Below are 16399 nucleotides of genomic sequence, written 5' to 3'. Positions count from 1 at the left end.
TGAATCAGGCCAGAGGGGAAGCGCGGGGGTTGAGGCTCGGCCATTGCTGGCGCGGGGTGGGGCGTTTGAGGTGGTCGGGGACTTGGCTGTGGCCATGTTCGATGGCGGCGAAATACAGAGTCGGGATATGCGCCGGCAAAGCCACCAGCGGTGCCGCGCCCGAGCAGCACCAGCAATGCTGCATGTTCGAGTGATCGTCTTTGCGGCTGTCGCCGGCGTCAAGCTTGCCCAGTGACACGGCAACCATCTTGGTGCCGGTGGAGGTGCAAAAGCTGCTCCACATGAACTGTTCGCCCGCTTCTTGCCTTGCCCCGCCCATGGCTCCGGCCGTCGACATGGCGAGCATGTTGAACAGCACTGCGAAGCAGGCGATCCAGGCAAATGCAAAGCGTTGTCGGGACATGAACAATTCCATGAGTGATGGCATCAAGGCGGCTATTTAGCCTGAATGACCGACGTAAGTAAAAACACAGGCTGTGTGGCGAAATGTCGCGTCAGTGTAGTTCACGCTGTCTTGGTTCTGGGGTTGAAAACTTACCCGTTCGCTGTGGGAGCTGGCTTGCCAGCGATGCAGGTGCCGCGCGCCGGCAAGCCGGCTCCCACAATGGCGCAGTAAACCCTGTAGGAGCGAGCTTGCTCGCGAGCTTTTTCAGCGCTGCAAGCATGGGGCTTTTACAGCACAGCATTGGTCCATATTCACAAATAACTCTCCCGCTTCAGCGCCTGCAGCACTTCATCGCCGGTCAAAAATGCACGGTCAACCTCTGGCAACTGCGGGCGTTTGAGAATCAACACCGGAGTTCCGCGTTCGCGGGCGACTTCGAGCTTGGGCTCAGTGGCGCTGCTGCCGCTGTTTTTGCTGATCAGTACGTCGATGCGGCGTTGAGCGAACAGGGTGCGCTCATCTTCGATCACAAATGGCCCCCGGGCGCCGATCACTTCGCAACGGGCATTGCCGGGGTAAGTGTCCAGGGCGCGCAAAGTCCAGAACTGTCCTTCGGGGATTTCATGCAAATGCTCAAGCGGCTCGCGGCCCAGGGTGAACAGCGGGCGCTGAAACGGTTTTAGCGCCTCGACCAGTTCGGCCCAGTTCGCCACTTCGCGCCAGTTATCTCCGGCCTGGGGCTGCCAGGCCGGGCGGCGCAAGGCCCAGCACGGGATACCGGCGAGGGCGGCAGCGCTGACTGCGTTGTGGCTGATTTGTGCGGCGTAGGGGTGAGTGGCGTCGAGCAGCAAATCAATGCGCTGCTGGCGTATGTACTGTGCCAGCCCTTCGGCGCCGCCATAACCGCCAACCCGCACTTCACAGGGCAAGTCCGCGGGCACGCGGCCGACGCCGGCCAGGCTGTAAATGTGTTGCGGCCCCAGGCGGCGGGCCATGGCCAGCGCTTCAGTGACGCCGCCCAGCAACAGGATTCGTTTCATGCAAAGGCTCCGGCGTGACCGACTATCCCGCCCTGGCGGTCGATGGCAAACACTTCGACCTGCACCTGTGCCGGCACCACGCTACGGGCGAAGTCGAGGGCGTGCTGGCACACCGCATCACCCAGGGCGATGCCCGCAGCACTGGCCATTGCCAGGGCTTGCTGGCTGGTATTGGCCTGGCGGATCGCCTCTTGCAACTCGCTGTCGGCACCGCTGGCGGCGGCCCATTCGGCCAGCTGCGGCAGGTCGATACTGGAGTGGCGGCTGTGCAAATCCATATGCCCGGCCGCCAGCTTGCTGATTTTTCCGAAGCCGCCGCAGAGGCTCAACTTATCCACAGGTACTTTGCGCAGATGCTTGAGTACGGCACCGACAAAGTCGCCCATTTCGATCAGGGCAATTTCCGGCAGGTTGTAGACCCGGCGCATGGTGTCTTCGCTGGCATTGCCGGTGCAGGCGGCGATGTGCAGGTAGCCGTTGGTCTTGGCCACATCGATGCCTTGATGGATCGAGGCGATGTAAGCCGCGCAGGAGAACGGACGGACGATGCCGCTGGTGCCCAATATCGACAGACCACCCAGGATCCCCAGTCGCGGATTCATGGTTTTCAACGCCAGGGCCGCGCCGTCCTGGACGTTGACGGTGACGGTAAAGCCGCCGCTGTAGCCCAGCTCGGCTGCCAGCAGCAGCAGGTGTTCGGTGATCATTTTGCGCGGCACCGGGTTGATCGCCGGTTCCCCCACGGCCAGTACCAGACCCGGGCGGGTCACGGTGCCTACTCCGAGACCGGCGACAAAGCCGATACCCGGTTCCGGCCTGAGACTCACTTGGGAGTAAAGCAGCGCGCCGTGGGTTACATCCGGGTCATCCCCGGCATCCTTGATGGTGCCGGCTTCGGCACCCTGATCGCACAGGCGGCAGAACTCCAGGCGCATGGTGACGATCTTGCCTTTGGGCAAGGTGATGGCGACGGCGTCATGGCTGACCCCGCTGAGCAGCAGGCGCGCGGCGGCCAGGCTGGTGGCTGTGGCGCAGCTGCCGGTGGTCAGGCCGCTGCGCAGCGGCGCGGGTTGTTCGGCGGTTTCGTCACGCATCGAGAGGTTTGGTCACGTCTAAGAGGGTTATCGGCAAGGCCTGACGCCAGGTATCGAATTCCCCCAGCGGTTGCGCCTGGGCGATATGGATTCGGGTCAGTTCGCCACCGTGACGCTCGCGCCAGCTCATCAGCAGCATTTCGCTTTGCAGGGTGACGGCATTGGCCACCAGGCGCCCGCCGGGTTTGAGCTGTTGCCAGCAGGTGTCGAGCACCCCTTCGCGGGTCACGCCGCCGCCGATAAAGACCGCGTCCGGGCGCTCCAGCCCTTCAAGGGCTTGCGGAGCCTTGCCGCGGATCAGTTGCAGGCCGGGGACGCCCAGAGCATCGCGGTTGTGTTCGATCAATTGCTGGCGCCCGGCATCGGCTTCGATGGCCAGGGTGCGGCAACTGGGGTAAGTGCGCATCCATTCGATTCCGATCGAGCCGCTGCCGGCGCCCACGTCCCACAACAACTGCCCCGGCAACGGCGCCAGACGGGCCAGGGTAATGGCCCGTACATCGCGTTTGGTCAGTTGGCCGTCATGGCGGAACGCGCTGTCGGGCAGCCCGCCGCTTCGTGACAGCGGCCGGGTGTCGGTATCGGCCAGGCAGTCGATGGCGATCAGGTTGAGCGCCGCCACGGGCGGGTCGCTCCAGTCATCGGCACTGGCCTCGACTCGCCGCTCGGCCGGGCCGCCCAGGTGCTCAAGTACCCTCAGGCGGCTCGGGCCAAAGCCGCGTTCACGCAGCAGGGCAGCAACGGCCGCCGGGCTGCTGGCGTCGTTGCTCAGCACCAGCAGGCGCACGCCGCTGTGCAGATGAGCATTGAGCGCGGCGACAGGCCGCGCCACCACCGACAGCGTCAGTACATCCTGCAAGGCCCAGCCCAGTCGGGCGGCGGCCAGCGAGAAAGATGACGGGGCAGACAGCACCTGCATTTCATCGCTGGCTACCACCCGGGCAAGACTGGCCCCCACACCGAACCACATGGGGTCGCCGCTGGCCAGCACGCACACCGGTGTACCGCGCAAGGCCAGGACCGGTGCCAGTGAGAACGGGCTCGGCCACGCCTGGCGTTCGGCGCGGATGCAGGCGGGCAGCAAGTCCAGCTGGCGCGGACCGCCAAACACGTTGCTGGCACTGAGCAGGGCGCGCCGGGCGTTTTTGCCCAGGCCGCTGAAGCCGTCTTCACCGATTCCCACAATTGTTAGCCAGGGCGACATGCCGATCCTCTTGGTAAACGCTGATTTTTCCATCCGCCAGCACTGTTGCAAGACGCGCCGGCAGGGCGCCCATGATAGCGCGCCTTGGGCTCTCGGCGCCTCGCCCATAAAGCGGGCGGGCGGGCTCTGTTGCAGGTAATGCTGCTTAAGGTTGCCCGCAGCGGGTATTCCGTCCGGCAAGCTTTTCATGCGGTCGCCCAAAGCAGGCATAATGCGCCACCTGCAACAGCCCATTGCCTGCCTGGATCGACCTTTGACCTTGCCACCTCAACTCCCTGTCATGACGCCCGTGCGCCCTACGGCTTGCCCGGGGTTGCTGCGTATCGTGCAGGCGCTGGACGGCGGGATTTGCCGGGTCAAGCTCGATGGTGGCTGCATCACCTCGATGCAGGCCCGTGCCGTGGCGGATGTGGCGCAGCGCTATGCCAGTGGCGTCATTGAAGCGACCAACCGTGGCAACCTGCAGATTCGCGGGGTCGGGGCGCAACATCGGGCTCTGGTTGAACCCTTGCTGGCGGCAGGTCTGGGGCCTGCGACGGCAGCGGGTGATGATGTGCGCAACCTGATGCTGAGCCCGGCTGCGGGTATCGACCCGCAGATGCGCATCGATACCCGGCCGCTGGCCGCAGAGCTGCTTGCCAGTCTGCAAAACACCCCGCGGCTGGCCGAGTTGTCAGCCAAGTTCGCGCTGCAACTGGACGCTGGCGAAGCCCTGGTGATGCTGGAGCACCCGCACGATCTGTGGCTATCGGTGATTGAGCTGGACGGTCAGTTGGTGATGGCCTTCGGTCTGGCCGGCTGCCCGGCGCACAACCCGGCATTGGCTGCGGTGCCGCTGGCACAGGCCCATGAACTGGTGATGGCGGTACTGTTGCTGTTTCTCGATCTGGCCCGGCCTGAGCAAACCAGAATGCGGCATCTGCTTGAGGAAGTTGCCGTCGAGCACTTCATCGAGCAGTTGCTGCAACGGCTCAGCGTGGGGTTGATCCCGCTGGCCATGGGGCCACGGGGTGTCGCGCCCGGGGTGAGGCATATCGGTACTTTTGCCCAGCGCCAGCAGGGCCGGGTGTATATCGGCGCGGTTCCCGGCCTGGGGCGTCTGGATGCCGCCATGCTCCGGGGGCTGGCGCAACTGGCTGACGAATCTGGTGACGGCACCCTGCGGTTCAGCCCCTGGCAAAGTGTGTTGCTGCCTGGGATCAAGACCAGCGATGCGCCAGCTGTGACCCTCCAGTTAGAGGCGCTGGGTTTGTTGTGTGAGGCGGCGCAGCCGCTGGCACATCTGGTGGCCTGCACTGGCTCCGAGGCGTGCGCGAAAGGCCAGGCGGACACCAAACAGGATGCCCGCCAGCTCGCTGCGGGTCTGCGCCAACCGCTGAATGTGCATCTGACCGGTTGCCGGCGTTCATGTGCGGCAGCCCATATTGCGCCGGTCACTCTGCTGGCCGTGGCGCCCGGTCATTACGACCTCTATTTACGTGCTCCAGAACAGCCGGGTTTCGGTGTTCTGCATGGGCGCAATCTTACTATTGAAGCGGCAGGCGCCTGGCTTGAGGCCCGCCAACGGAGCAACACCGATGATTGATTACATCCGCGATGGTCAAGAGATCTATCGCAACTCCTTCGCCATTATCCGGGCCGAAGCCAACCTCCAGAGCATCCCGGCAGACCTGGAAAAACTTGCAGTGCGGGTAATTCACGCCTGCGGCATGGTCGACGCCATCGAAGACCTGCGTTTTTCCCCCGGTGCGGGCAAGGCCGGGCGCGATGCGCTGGCCGCCGGCGCGCCGATTCTGTGCGATGCACGCATGGTGCTTGAAGGTGTGACGCGTACGCGTTTACCTGCCAATAACCAGGTGATTTGCACGCTCAAGGAAGAAGGCGTGGCCGAGATGGCGCTGGAGCAGGGCAACACCCGCTCGGCGGTGGCCCTTGAACTGTGGCGCCCGTATCTGGAAGGCAGCGTGGTGGTGATTGGCAATGCACCGACCGCGCTGTTTTACCTGCTGGAGATGATTGACGCCGGGGCACCGAAACCGGCCCTGATTCTGGGCTTCCCGGTAGGTTTTGTCGGGGCAGCAGAATCCAAGGCGATGCTGGCGGCAGACAGCCGTGGCGTGCCGTTTGTGATCATGCAGGGCCGCCGCGGCGGTAGCGCGATGGCTGCGGCAGCGGTCAACGCACTGGCCACGGAGATCGAATGATGACTCAACCTGGACGTTTGCTCGGTCTGGGCGTCGGTCCCGGCGATCCGGAGCTGATTACCGTTAAAGCCTTGCGCCTGCTGCGCGAATCGCCGGTGGTAGCGTACTTCGTGGCCAAAGGCAAAAAAGGCAACGCGTTCGGCATCATCGAAGCGCACCTGCAAGACGCGCAAACCTTGATGCCACTGGTGTACCCGGTGACCACCGAGGTGTTGCCCGAACCGCTGTCGTATGAACAAATCATCAGCGACTTCTACGATCAGGCGGCCGTAGAGGTTGCCGTGCATTTGCAGGCCGGCCGTGATGTGGCGGTGATCTGCGAAGGCGATCCGTTCTTCTATGGCTCCTACATGTACTTGCATGACCGTCTGGCCGAGCGCTTTGAAGCGCAAGTGGTGCCGGGGGTGTGCTCGATGCTGGGCGGCGCTTCGGTGCTCGGCGTGCCGCTGGTGTATCGCAATCAGAGCCTGTCGGTGCTGTCGGGGGTGCTGCCCCACGATGAGCTCAAGCGGCGTCTGGCCGATGCCGACGCTGCCGTGATCATGAAGCTGGGACGCAACTTTCATAAAGTGCGCGAGGTTCTGGGGGAGCTGGGGCTGGCCGAGCGTGCGCTGTACGTCGAGCGCGCGACCATGAGCAACCAGAAAATCGTCCCGCTCAATGAAGTGGAGCCGATGTCGTCGCCTTATTTCTCGTTGATCATCGTGCCCGGCGAACGGTGGCAAGGTTGAGTCGCCCGGCCCCGGCCATTGTGATTCTGGGCAATGGCAGCCTGGCAACGGCCCGGCGCATCCAGCAGCTTTACCCTCAGGCGTTGATTTACGGCCTGGCCGGGCGGGTTGACGCGCCAGACCGCAGCTACAGCGATTTTGGCGCGACCCTGCGCCAGCTGTATCAGCAAGACACGCCGATTATTGCGCTGTGCGCCGCCGGGATTGTGATTCGCACCCTGGCTCCGCTGCTGCTGGAGAAAGGCGCCGAGCCGCCGGTGCTGGCCGTGGCCGAAGACGCCAGCGCGGTGGTTCCGCTGCTGGGAGGTCTGGGGGGGGTGAATGACATGGCGCGGGAAATCGCTGCCGGTCTGCAGGTTGCCCCGGCCATCACCACCAGCGGCGAATTGCGTTTTGGCACCTGCCTGCTGAACCCGCCGAGGGGCTATGCCCTGGGCGACCTGGAGGTGGGCAAACGCTTTGTCTCGGATTTGCTCGCGGGCGAGTCGGTACGTATCGAAGGCGATGCGCCCTGGCTGGCCGGTGCACAACTGCCTGAAAACCCGCAGGCGCGGCTGGCGATCTGCGTCAGCAGTGCCGAGCGAGAACCCGCGGCCAATGAACTGCTGATCTACCCGCGCAATGTTGTAGCCCGGGTCAGCTCCGTTGTTGCAGCGCAGGGGATCCGTGAGGCGTTACATGCAGTGAAGCTGGCCTGGCAGTCGCTGGCCTGCATCGTTGCCGACGACACCTTGATGGCGAGCCCGCAACTGCGTGAGGCGGCGGCTGAGCTGGCTGTGCCGCTACGCTTCGTGAGTGCCGAGGAGCAGGCGCTACCTGTGGCCTGGCACGAGTCGGGCAGTGGTTTGGCCCTGGGTGTCGCTTCGGTTCCTCTGGACCCGCAACAGATCGGCAGGGCCCGGGGGCGGTTGGCAGTCATCGGCCTTGGCCCCGGCGCTGCGGAGTTGATGGTGCCTGCGGTCAAGGCCGAACTGGCGCGGGCCAATGACGTGCTGGGTTACGAAACCTATGTGCGGATGGCCGGACCGTTTCGCGACGATCAAGTGCTGCACTGCACCGATAATCGTGAAGAAATGCAGCGCGCGCGGCATGCCTTTGAACTGGCGGCCAGTGGTCGCTCGGTGGTGGTGGTGTCTTCGGGTGATCCGGGGGTTTTTGCCATGGCCGCCGCCGTGCTTGAAGCCTTGCATGAGTCTGGTGATGCGCAGTGGCACAACGTCGACCTGGAAATCCTGCCCGGGGTTTCGGCATCGCTGGCTACCGCCGCACAGGCCGGTGCGCCATTGGGGCATGACTTCTGCGTGATGTCGCTGTCGGACAACCTCAAGCCGTGGAGCATCATCGAAAAGCGTCTGGACCTTGCCTGCGAGGCGGATCTGGCGCTGGCGTTCTACAACCCGATTTCCCGCTCACGGCCTTGGCAGCTGGGGGTTGCGCTGGAAATCGTGGCTCGGCACCGCAGCCCACAGACGCCGGTGGTGCTGGGGCGCGACATTGGCCGCCCGGGCCAGACATTGCGGACTATCACTTTGGGCGCGTTGACTGCGGATCAGGTGGATATGCGCACCATGGTACTGATTGGCTCGTCTACCACCTGCACCTTCCCGCGTGCCGACGGCACAGAGTGGGTGTACACGCCACGCTGGTACGGCGAAAAGCCCTGACAGGCAGCATGGCCCCGCAATGGGGCCATGCTCTGTAATCGCTGACGGGGTGCGGGAGGTCAGGGCACCAGATACCCGCGGATTCCGGTGAAGATGATCTGCGCCGCCAGCGCACAAACGAACAGGCCCATCAGGCGGCTGACGATCTGCAAGCCCTGGTCACCCAGAATCCGCTCGATCCTGTTGGACAGGTACAACACCACGCCGACGGTCAGGCTGGCCAGGGTAATGCTGACTATCGCCATCAGCTTGTCATCCCAGTGCGGCTGGCTGACCCCCATGACCAGCAGGGCACCGATGGTGCCCGGTCCGACCGTCAACGGAATGGTCAGCGGCACTATGGTGACATCCTGCTGCACGTTGTCGGTTTGCACGGCCGATTTGCCCTGGGCCATGCCCAGTGCCGAGATGAACAGCACGCTGCCGGCGCCGATGCGGAAGGCGTCGACGGTAATCCCGAAAACACTGAAGATCGCCCGCCCGAACAGGTAGAGCAAGACGCTGGATATCAAGGTGGCCAGCGCCACTTTCCAGGCGAGACGACGGCGCTCTTTGTTGGAGTAGCCACGGGTCAGGCTAATAAAGCATGAGAGCACGAAGAACGGGCTGTAGAGCACCAGCATCTTCAAATACACACTGAACAATACATGGAGCATGGTCTGAGCTCACACCGAAGAAAGGCGACGAAAGTCTATCAGGCCGCCGGCAGTCTGTCGGCCAGCGTTGAGCCCTAGGAATGCTGCGCCTGGGATTCACGCAACTCCCGTTGCGCCACCCAATATTCCACCAGCTCGCGCAGTTGCGACAACTCGACCGGCTTGGCCATGTGTCCGTCCATACCGGCCTGGCGCGCCCGTTCTTTGTGCTCCTCCAGGATGTGTGCGGTCAACGCCACCACCGGGGTGCGAATACGTTGATGGCTGACTTCCCAGGCGCGTAATTGCTCAGTGGCCGAGAAGCCGTCCATTACCGGCATTTCGCAATCCATCAATACCAGGTCATAACGCTGCGCTTTCATGGCCTTCAAGGCCTCTTCGCCGTTACAGGCCGTGTCGGGCTGCAAATTGAGCTTGCCCAGCATGCCGCGAATGACCTTGGTGGAAATACTGTTGTCTTCGGCAACCAGGATGCGGAAGTCGCCAGGCACCGTCACCGCTGTTGGCGGGCCATTGGCCGGGAGCTGCGCAGAGACCTGGCCTTTGTTGCGCTGGGTCAGTTCATCGGCCAGGGTGGTTTTCAGGGTATAGCCCGCCACCGGTTTGGCCAGAATGCGCTTGATCCCGCAGTTGCGCGCAATGATCTTGCTCGGGGCGTTGCTGATGCCAGTCAGCATCACCAGCAGGATGTCGTGGTTCAGGCTCGGGTCTTCTTTGATCTTGGCCGCCAGTTGCATGCCCGTCATGCCCGGCATGTTCTGGTCCAGCAGCACAATGTCGAAGTAGTCGCGCAGATGCGCCTTGGTGCGTAACAGGGCCAGGGCTTCTTTGCCCGAGGCCGCCGCGCTGACACTCAAACCCCAGGCCGAGCATTGCTGTACCAGCACTTTGCGGCAGGTGTCGTTGTCATCGACCACCAGTACCCGTGCACCCTTGAGCGGGCTGTCCAGGTCGGAGGTCGGGTGCTCGAGGTGTTGCGGGTCCAGGGGCAGGGTCAGCCATAGGTTGCTGCCCCTGGTTTGCCCCGGCTTTATGCCGAACTCACCGCCCATCAAGCTGATCAGCTGGCGGGCGATGACCAGCCCCAGGTGACCGCCCAGGCGGGTAGCGGCGAGGAAGTTCTTGCTGTGCAGTTCGGCACTGAGCAGGGCTTCGCGCTCCTGTTCATCCATTGGCTGGCCGGAGTCCTGGATGGCGATGCGCAACCGTGGCGGCTGAGTGCGCTCTTCCAGTGCTACGACAATCAATATCTCGCCTTCGACGGTTTTCTTCAGCGCGCTTTCGAGCAGGCTCAGCAGGGTCTGGCGCAGGCGCGTGGGGTCACCGCTGATGACCCTCGGGACCTGTGGCTGAATGAAACTGATGAGTTCGACGTTTTGCTGTTCGGCTTTGGTGCGGAAGATATTCAGGCAGTCTTCGATCAGGGCATTGAGGTCGAACTGCACATCGTCCAGTTCGATCTGGCCCGACTCGAGCCTGGAAATATCGAGAATTTCATTAATGAGCGTCAGCAGTTCATTGCCGGCGCTGTGGATGGTCTGTACGTAGTCACGTTGTTTGACCGACAGTGGTGTCCCCAGCAGCAGTTCAGTCATGCCCAGTACCCCGTTCATCGGGGTGCGAATTTCATGGCTGATCTTGGCCAGGAATTCGGCTTTGGCATTCACTTCGGCGTTACTGGCGGCCAGGTCACGGCTGATGCTGAATTGGTCCTCGGCGATGCTGCGAGCGCGTTCGCTCAGGGCGATGCTCATCAGCAGGCCGCAGATACAGACCACCGCCATCAAGGCCAGGATCAGCTCCTGGGGTGCGATCAGGGTCAGGCCCAGGAGCGTCGGGAGAATGACCAGGGTGCCGATGTTGAACACAATCATGGCCACCACGAACAGGCGGGCAGGGCGGTAGCCTTGCTGCAAGTGGTGAGCCGAGACCAGCAGGATGCTCAGGCTTGCAAGCCCGACCAGGCCATAGGTCATCACGTTTAACGGCAGGGTGTCGAAGAACAGCACCAGCAGGCCGCCGATACAGATAATCAGGGTGTTGAGCAGCAACAGTTTCTGCAACCTGTGGGCGCTGCGGGCGCCAAAGAAACTGTAGGTGAACATCAACCCGCAAGGCGCCGTCAGTATCAGTGCCAGATAGGCCCCGGGTGGGTGGGCGCTGTGCCACTCGGGAAACCAGGGACCCAGCAGATTCAAGAACAGCGCCGAGCTGATCAGGAGCAAGGCTTCGCAGGCAGCGAGCCACAGGCTGCTGACTGAGCGGGTGAATGCAAAGCGGATCAGGTTGTGCAGCACCAGCATTGCCAGGCAGCCGAGCAACAGCCCGTAGAGCAGGGTCATGCCCTGGTTGGCGGCGAGTATGACGGCGGAATCGAGGGTAATGTGCGGGCGCAGCTGATGCTCCGAAACCAGGCGCAGATACACATCCAGCTCTTGAGAACTTTGGGGCAAGGGCAGCAGGTAGTCGCTGCTGGACAGCGGTTTGTCGGACGTCGGCAATGTACTGCCGGCGCTGGTTTCGCTGATCAGTTTTTTGCCGTCGAGAACGTACAGGTCAAGACGTGCAAGATCCGGGGCGAAGACTCGCAAAATCTGTTCATGCTTGTTGGGCTGCAGCCGGAATCGCAACCATAACGCCTCATCGGGGTTGGCCGCGGTCAGCTCTTCGAGCTCGATTGGGCTGAATTGATTGCTTAAGCGGGGGGAACTGACATCGCTCAGTTGCAGGTCGCCACTATGGTCCAGAAGAACAGACCAAAGGTTGCCTTGGGCCGCCTGCACCGGCGTTAAATAGAGCAAAGCAGTCAGTAGACTGACGGTAATACCTATGGCGATCCTAAGCCAGCGCACGCTGAAATCCCTTCGTATATTGAAGCCTGATGGTAACTATGCGCGGCGCTGGAATAGTTAGGCAAGGGTTTGATCCCTTGCCTGTCCATATGGGTTACTTATTCCTGGGTTTCGCCGCGCTCGCGTGCAATGGCCCGGTAGCCAATGTCGTTGCGGTAGAAGCAACCATCCCATTCGATGGTTTTGGCCAGTGCATAAGCCTGTTCTTGAGCTGCTGCAACGGTGTCACCCATGGCGGTCGCGCACAGCACACGGCCACCGGCCGTCACCACTTCGCCAGCGGCATTGAGGGCGGTGCCGGCGTGGAACACCTTGCCTTCCAGTTTGGCTGCAGCATCCAGACCATGGATCACTGCACCCTTGGCGTAGTCGCCAGGGTAGCCGCCTGCAGCCAGGACGATGCCCAGGCTCGGGCGCGGGTCCCATTGTGCTTCTACCTTGTCCAGCGCCTGGGCCAGAGCAGCCTCTACCAGCAGCACCAGGCTCGACTGCAGGCGCAGCATCACCGGTTGGGTTTCCGGATCGCCGAAACGGCAGTTGAACTCGATGACTTTCGGGTTGCCGGCTTTGTCGATCATCAGGCCTGCGTACAGGAACCCGGTGTAGACGTTGCCTTCTTCGGCCATGCCGCGCACGGTTGGCCAGATAACCAGATCCATCACGCGCTGGTGCACTTGCGCAGTGACCACTGGCGCCGGGGAGTAAGCGCCCATACCGCCGGTGTTGGGGCCGGTATCGGCATCGCCGACGCGTTTGTGGTCCTGGCTGGTGGCCATCGGCAACACGTTCTTGCCGTCGACCATCACGATGAAGCTGGCTTCTTCGCCATCGAGGAACTCCTCGATAACGACGCGCGAACCGGCTTCGCCGAATGCGTTGCCCGCGAGCATGTCGCGCACGGCATCTTCGGCTTCAGTCAGGGTCATGGCGACGATTACGCCTTTGCCTGCTGCCAGGCCGTCAGCCTTGATCACGATAGGGGCGCCGACTTTTTGCAGGTACGCCAGCGCCGGCTCGATTTCAGTGAAGTTCTGATAGTCGGCGGTCGGGATCTTGTGGCGTGCCAGGAAATCCTTGGTGAAAGCCTTGGAGCCTTCGAGCTGGGCAGCGCCGGCAGTCGGGCCGAAGCAATCCAGGCCGCGGGCGCGGAACAGATCGACCACACCGGCTACCAGTGGAACTTCAGGGCCAACGATGGTCAGCGAGACATTTTTCTCGGCGAAATCTGCAAGTTGCTCAAGGGCCAGCACGTCGATAGCGACGTTCTCGCACTTGGCTTCAATGGCGGTGCCGGCGTTGCCCGGGGCAACGAATACTTTGGCGACACGCGGGTCCTGAGCTACTTTCCAGGCCAGTGCGTGTTCGCGGCCACCGCTGCCAATGATCAAAACATTCATTTCAAAAACCTCGGATGACGCTGAATTCTGGGAAACGCTTTGTTTCTCTGTAGGGGCGAGCTTGCTCGCGAGCAGTCAAAAGATCGCGAGCAAGCTCGCTCCTACAGAAAGGGACGTCTAGTTAGTGACGGAAGTGGCGCATACCGGTGAACACCATGGCAATCCCGGCTTCGTCGGCTGCAGCAATCACTTCGTTGTCACGCATCGAGCCGCCCGGCTGGATCACCGCAGTGATACCGGCCTTGGCTGCATTGTCCAGACCGTCACGGAACGGGAAGAACGCGTCGGATGCCATGACCGAACCCTGCACTTGCAAACCGGCGTGCTCGGCCTTGATCGCGGCAATGCGGGCCGAGTTTACGCGGCTCATCTGGCCAGCGCCGACACCGATGGTCTGACGGTTCTTGGCGTAGACGATGGCGTTGGATTTGACGTACTTGGCGACTTTCCAGGCAAAGATCAGGTCGTGGATCTCTTGTTCGGTCGGTGCGCGCTTGGTGACGACTTTCAGGTCTTCGCTGCCGATCATCTGGATGTCGCGGCTTTGCACCAGCAAACCGCCATTCACCCGCTTGAAGTCCCAGGCCGGTGCGCGGTCTGCGCTCCACTCGCCGCAGGCCAGCAGGCGTACGTTGGCTTTGGCGGCCACGATGGCGCGCGCTTCTTCGCTCACGGACGGGGCGATGATCACTTCAACGAACTGACGCTCGACGATGGCTTTGGCCGTTTCGGCGTCCAGCTCGCGGTTGAAGGCGATGATGCCGCCGAATGCCGACTCGGTATCAGTGGCGTAAGCCAGTTCGTAGGCCTGACGGATGCCGCCTTCGGCGTCCGGGCTGACTGCGACGCCGCACGGGTTGGCGTGCTTGACGATCACGCAGGCCGGTTTGACAAAGCTTTTTACGCATTCCAGCGCGGCATCGGTGTCGGCCACGTTGTTGAACGACAGCTCTTTGCCTTGCAGCTGGGTGGCGGTTGCGATGCTGACTTCGGCCGGCTTGGCTTCTACGTAGAACGCCGCGCTTTGATGCGGGTTCTCGCCGTAGCGCATTTCCTGGGCCTTGATGAACTGGCTGTTGAAGGTGCGCGGGAACAGGCTGCGGCCTTCGGTGCTCAGGGTTTCGGCTGTCTGGTTAACGGTGCCCAGGTAGTTGGCGATCATGCCGTCGTAGGCGGCGGTGTGTTCGAACGCCTTGAGCATCAGGTCGAAACGCTGGGCGTAGGTCAGGCCACCGGCCTTGAGGTTTTCCAGCACGTTGGCGTAATCGCTGGCATTGACCACGATCGCTACGTCTTTGTGGTTTTTTGCTGCCGAACGGACCATGGTCGGGCCGCCGATATCGATGTTCTCGATGGCGGTCGGCAGGTCGCAGCCTGGCTTGTTGATGGTTGCTTCGAAGGGGTAGAGGTTTACGGCTACCAGATCGATCGGCTTGATGCCGTGCTCGTTCATGATGTCGTCATCGATGCCGCGACGGCCCAGGATGCCGCCGTGGATTTTCGGGTGCAGGGTTTTCACCCGCCCGTCCATCATTTCCGCAAAGCCGGTGTAGTCCGCAACTTCGACAGCGGCTACGCCGTTGTCTTGGAGCAGCTTGAACGTACCGCCGGTGGAGAGGATCTCGACGCCGAGGGCTTCCAGTTCACGGGCGAAATCAAGGATTCCGGTTTTATCGGAAACGCTGATTAAAGCGCGGCGGATCGGCAGGCGGGTAGTCTGATCGGTCATCTCGATTTCCATCAAAAGCAAAGGAGTCAGCAAAAAAGGCGACCCGTTTTACCGGGACGCCTTTCAGGTTTGATTGAATGCTTACAGCAGATCGTACTGCTTGAGTTTTTTGCGCAAGGTGCCGCGATTAAGTCCCAGCAGCTCTGAGGCCTTGGTCTGGTTGCCCTTGACGTAGTTCATGACGCACTCGAGCAGCGGGGCCTCGACTTCGGAAAGTACCAGGTTGTACACGTCCGTGACTTCAGCGCCCTCCAGGTGGGCGAAGTAATTGTGCAGCGCCTTTTCGACACTGCCACGAAGGGTCTGACCTTCTTCGCTCGGTGTATTGAGGTGCTGTTTCAGGTTGACGTTGTCGCTCACGGGCGTTGTTCCACTCACTAATGTCTCGGTCATCATCGTCATGCGGCCACCCATCCTTCGTCCCCTGTCCCCAGGCTCTTGTGTCGTTCGGCGAAAAACGCCTGAACGTTGGCGCATTGTGCTTCCGTATCTTCTAAACGATTGAAGTGGGCGCGAAACTCCTTGGCGCCCGGCAAGGTTGCGAGATACCAGCCGACATGCTTGCGGGCAATACGTACCCCCAATACCTCCCCATAGAAGGTGTGCAGTGCAGCCAAATGCTCTAGCAGAATACGTTCCACTTCGCTCATCTGTGGTGCCGGCAGGAGTTGCCCGGTACGCAGAAAGTGATCAACTTCGCGGAAAATCCAGGGCCGCCCTTGGGCCGCCCTGCCAATCAATAGTCCGTCAGCGCCGGTCGCTTGCAGCACGTGCCGGGCCTTGTGGGGTGAATCTATGTCGCCGTTGGCAAATACCGGTATCGACACCGCCTGCTTGATCGCGGCGATGGTGTCGTATTCGGCTTCACCGGTGTACAGGTCGGCGCGGGTTCTGCCGTGCACCGCCAGAGCAGCAATTCCGGCCTGTTCGGCAATTTTCGCCACGGTCAGGCCGTTTTTGTTGTCCCGGTCCCAGCCGGTGCGGATCTTCAGGGTGACCGGCACATCAACCGCAGCCACGACGGCCTGCAGGATCTCGGTCACCAATGCTTCGTCTTTCAGTAGCGCGGAGCCCGCGGCCTTGTTGCAGACCTTTTTTGCCGGGCATCCCATGTTGATATCAATAATCTGCGCGCCCAGTTCCACATTGGCCCTGGCGGCATCTGCCAGCATTTGCGCGTCACCGCCGGCAATCTGTACCGAGCGGGGCTCGGGATCACCGTCGTGAATCATGCGCAAGCGTGACTTGCGGCTATTCCAGAGACTCATGTCGCTGGTGACCATTTCCGAGACAACCAGTCCCGCGCCCATCCGTCGGCAAAGCTGACGAAAAGGTTGATCGGTGACGCCCGCCATAGGGGCGAGGATCAAACCGTTGTGCAATGTATATGGGCCGATGCGTACCGCCGACATAGGACTTCCCTGTTGTGGGGCCGGATCTTGG

Annotated in this window: 14 protein-coding genes; 4 read left to right on the top strand and 10 right to left on the bottom strand. The window is 62.0% G+C overall.

The window, feature by feature from the left end; translation table 11 throughout:
- Nucleotides 1-4: 4 nt before the first annotated feature.
- From FEZ21_RS01110 to cbiE, 4 genes are all read right to left on the bottom strand, one after another.
- Nucleotides 5-403: a DUF2946 domain-containing protein gene (locus FEZ21_RS01110; protein ID WP_003439179.1), complete on the bottom strand. Its 399-nt coding sequence runs from the start codon at nt 401-403 to the stop codon at nt 5-7.
- A 293-nt stretch (nt 404-696) separates the two neighbouring features.
- On the bottom strand, nt 697-1425 hold the full coding sequence (locus tag FEZ21_RS01105) for a cobalt-precorrin-6A reductase (RefSeq protein ID WP_160626275.1): 729 nt from the start codon (nt 1423-1425) through the stop codon (nt 697-699).
- A complete protein-coding gene (locus tag FEZ21_RS01100; protein WP_127195745.1) occupies nt 1422-2519 on the bottom strand; it encodes a cobalt-precorrin-5B (C(1))-methyltransferase in 1098 nt (365 codons plus the stop codon). Before FEZ21_RS01100 ends, FEZ21_RS01105 begins: the two co-directional genes overlap by 4 nt.
- Nucleotides 2512-3723 carry a precorrin-6y C5,15-methyltransferase (decarboxylating) subunit CbiE gene (gene cbiE / locus FEZ21_RS01095; RefSeq protein WP_160626274.1) on the bottom strand — a complete coding sequence of 404 codons (1212 nt, stop codon included), beginning with the start codon at nt 3721-3723 and terminating at the stop codon, nt 2512-2514. Before cbiE ends, FEZ21_RS01100 begins: the two co-directional genes overlap by 8 nt.
- 280 nt (nt 3724-4003) lie before the next feature.
- Between cbiE and cobG the strand changes: the two genes are divergently transcribed.
- The 4 genes from cobG to cobJ are packed head-to-tail and all read left to right on the top strand — an operon-like array spanning nt 4004 to nt 8322.
- The gene (gene cobG / locus FEZ21_RS01090) at nt 4004-5308 is read left to right on the top strand and encodes a precorrin-3B synthase (protein ID WP_306768556.1); all 1305 of its coding nucleotides are present in this window, start codon (nt 4004-4006) and stop codon (nt 5306-5308) included.
- Nucleotides 5301-5927 (top strand): precorrin-8X methylmutase, encoded by a 627-nt coding sequence (locus tag FEZ21_RS01085; RefSeq protein ID WP_160626272.1) that lies wholly within the window; start codon nt 5301-5303, stop codon nt 5925-5927. Before cobG ends, FEZ21_RS01085 begins: the two co-directional genes overlap by 8 nt.
- Nucleotides 5924-6658, top strand: coding sequence for a precorrin-2 C(20)-methyltransferase (locus FEZ21_RS01080; RefSeq protein WP_177412922.1), 735 nt, complete (start codon nt 5924-5926; stop codon nt 6656-6658). Before FEZ21_RS01085 ends, FEZ21_RS01080 begins: the two co-directional genes overlap by 4 nt.
- On the top strand, nt 6655-8322 hold the full coding sequence (gene cobJ, locus FEZ21_RS01075; RefSeq protein WP_160626271.1) for a precorrin-3B C(17)-methyltransferase: 1668 nt from the start codon (nt 6655-6657) through the stop codon (nt 8320-8322). Before FEZ21_RS01080 ends, cobJ begins: the two co-directional genes overlap by 4 nt.
- A 59-nt stretch (nt 8323-8381) precedes the next feature.
- Here cobJ and FEZ21_RS01070 read toward each other — a convergent pair whose 3' ends face one another.
- The 6 genes from FEZ21_RS01070 to dusB all read right to left on the bottom strand — a co-directional run bounded on the left by FEZ21_RS01070 (nt 8382) and on the right by dusB (nt 16368).
- Entirely contained in the window at nt 8382-8978 is a 597-nt protein-coding gene (locus tag FEZ21_RS01070; protein WP_003439201.1) for a MarC family protein, read from the bottom strand.
- Nucleotides 8979-9052: 74 nt separating this feature from the next.
- Nucleotides 9053-11830: a hybrid sensor histidine kinase/response regulator gene (locus FEZ21_RS01065; protein ID WP_160626270.1), complete on the bottom strand. Its 2778-nt coding sequence runs from the start codon at nt 11828-11830 to the stop codon at nt 9053-9055.
- Nucleotides 11831-11928: 98 nt separating this feature from the next.
- Nucleotides 11929-13227: a phosphoribosylamine--glycine ligase gene (gene purD / locus FEZ21_RS01060; protein WP_003439206.1), complete on the bottom strand. Its 1299-nt coding sequence runs from the start codon at nt 13225-13227 to the stop codon at nt 11929-11931.
- 121 nt (nt 13228-13348) lie between these two features.
- Nucleotides 13349-14956 (bottom strand): bifunctional phosphoribosylaminoimidazolecarboxamide formyltransferase/IMP cyclohydrolase, encoded by a 1608-nt coding sequence (gene purH / locus FEZ21_RS01055; protein ID WP_003439208.1) that lies wholly within the window; start codon nt 14954-14956, stop codon nt 13349-13351.
- An 81-nt stretch (nt 14957-15037) separates the two neighbouring features.
- Nucleotides 15038-15358: a DNA-binding transcriptional regulator Fis gene (fis, locus tag FEZ21_RS01050; RefSeq protein WP_003439210.1), complete on the bottom strand. Its 321-nt coding sequence runs from the start codon at nt 15356-15358 to the stop codon at nt 15038-15040.
- Nucleotides 15355-16368 (bottom strand): tRNA dihydrouridine synthase DusB, encoded by a 1014-nt coding sequence (gene dusB, locus FEZ21_RS01045; protein ID WP_003439212.1) that lies wholly within the window; start codon nt 16366-16368, stop codon nt 15355-15357. The genes fis and dusB overlap by 4 nt, the downstream gene beginning before the upstream one ends.
- Between the last annotated feature and the right edge of the window lie 31 nt (nt 16369-16399).

The organism is Pseudomonas sp. 9.1(2019), from assembly GCF_009910445.1.
GTDB classification, from domain to species: domain Bacteria; phylum Pseudomonadota; class Gammaproteobacteria; order Pseudomonadales; family Pseudomonadaceae; genus Aquipseudomonas; species Aquipseudomonas paraversuta.
Note: the sequence above shows the minus strand (reverse complement) of the source record. Positions and strands in the feature narration are given on the sequence as shown.

Excerpts from the sequence above, each read along its gene's own strand:
- FEZ21_RS01080 (WP_177412922.1), top strand. The coding sequence starts at position 5,924 with ATGATGACTCAACCTGGACGTTTGCTCGGTCTGGGCGTCGGTCCCGGC.
- FEZ21_RS01070 (WP_003439201.1), bottom strand. The coding sequence starts at position 8,978 with ATGCTCCATGTATTGTTCAGTGTGTATTTGAAGATGCTGGTGCTCTAC.
- dusB (WP_003439212.1), bottom strand. The coding sequence starts at position 16,368 with ATGTCGGCGGTACGCATCGGCCCATATACATTGCACAACGGTTTGATC.
- FEZ21_RS01085 (WP_160626272.1), top strand. The coding sequence starts at position 5,301 with ATGATTGATTACATCCGCGATGGTCAAGAGATCTATCGCAACTCCTTC.
- purH (WP_003439208.1), bottom strand. The coding sequence starts at position 14,956 with ATGACCGATCAGACTACCCGCCTGCCGATCCGCCGCGCTTTAATCAGC.
- purD (WP_003439206.1), bottom strand. The coding sequence starts at position 13,227 with ATGAATGTTTTGATCATTGGCAGCGGTGGCCGCGAACACGCACTGGCC.
- cobG (WP_306768556.1), top strand. The coding sequence starts at position 4,004 with ATGACGCCCGTGCGCCCTACGGCTTGCCCGGGGTTGCTGCGTATCGTG.
- cbiE (WP_160626274.1), bottom strand. The coding sequence starts at position 3,723 with ATGTCGCCCTGGCTAACAATTGTGGGAATCGGTGAAGACGGCTTCAGC.
- FEZ21_RS01110 (WP_003439179.1), bottom strand. The coding sequence starts at position 403 with ATGTCCCGACAACGCTTTGCATTTGCCTGGATCGCCTGCTTCGCAGTG.
- FEZ21_RS01100 (WP_127195745.1), bottom strand. The coding sequence starts at position 2,519 with ATGCGTGACGAAACCGCCGAACAACCCGCGCCGCTGCGCAGCGGCCTG.
- fis (WP_003439210.1), bottom strand. The coding sequence starts at position 15,358 with ATGACGATGATGACCGAGACATTAGTGAGTGGAACAACGCCCGTGAGC.
- FEZ21_RS01105 (WP_160626275.1), bottom strand. The coding sequence starts at position 1,425 with ATGAAACGAATCCTGTTGCTGGGCGGCGTCACTGAAGCGCTGGCCATG.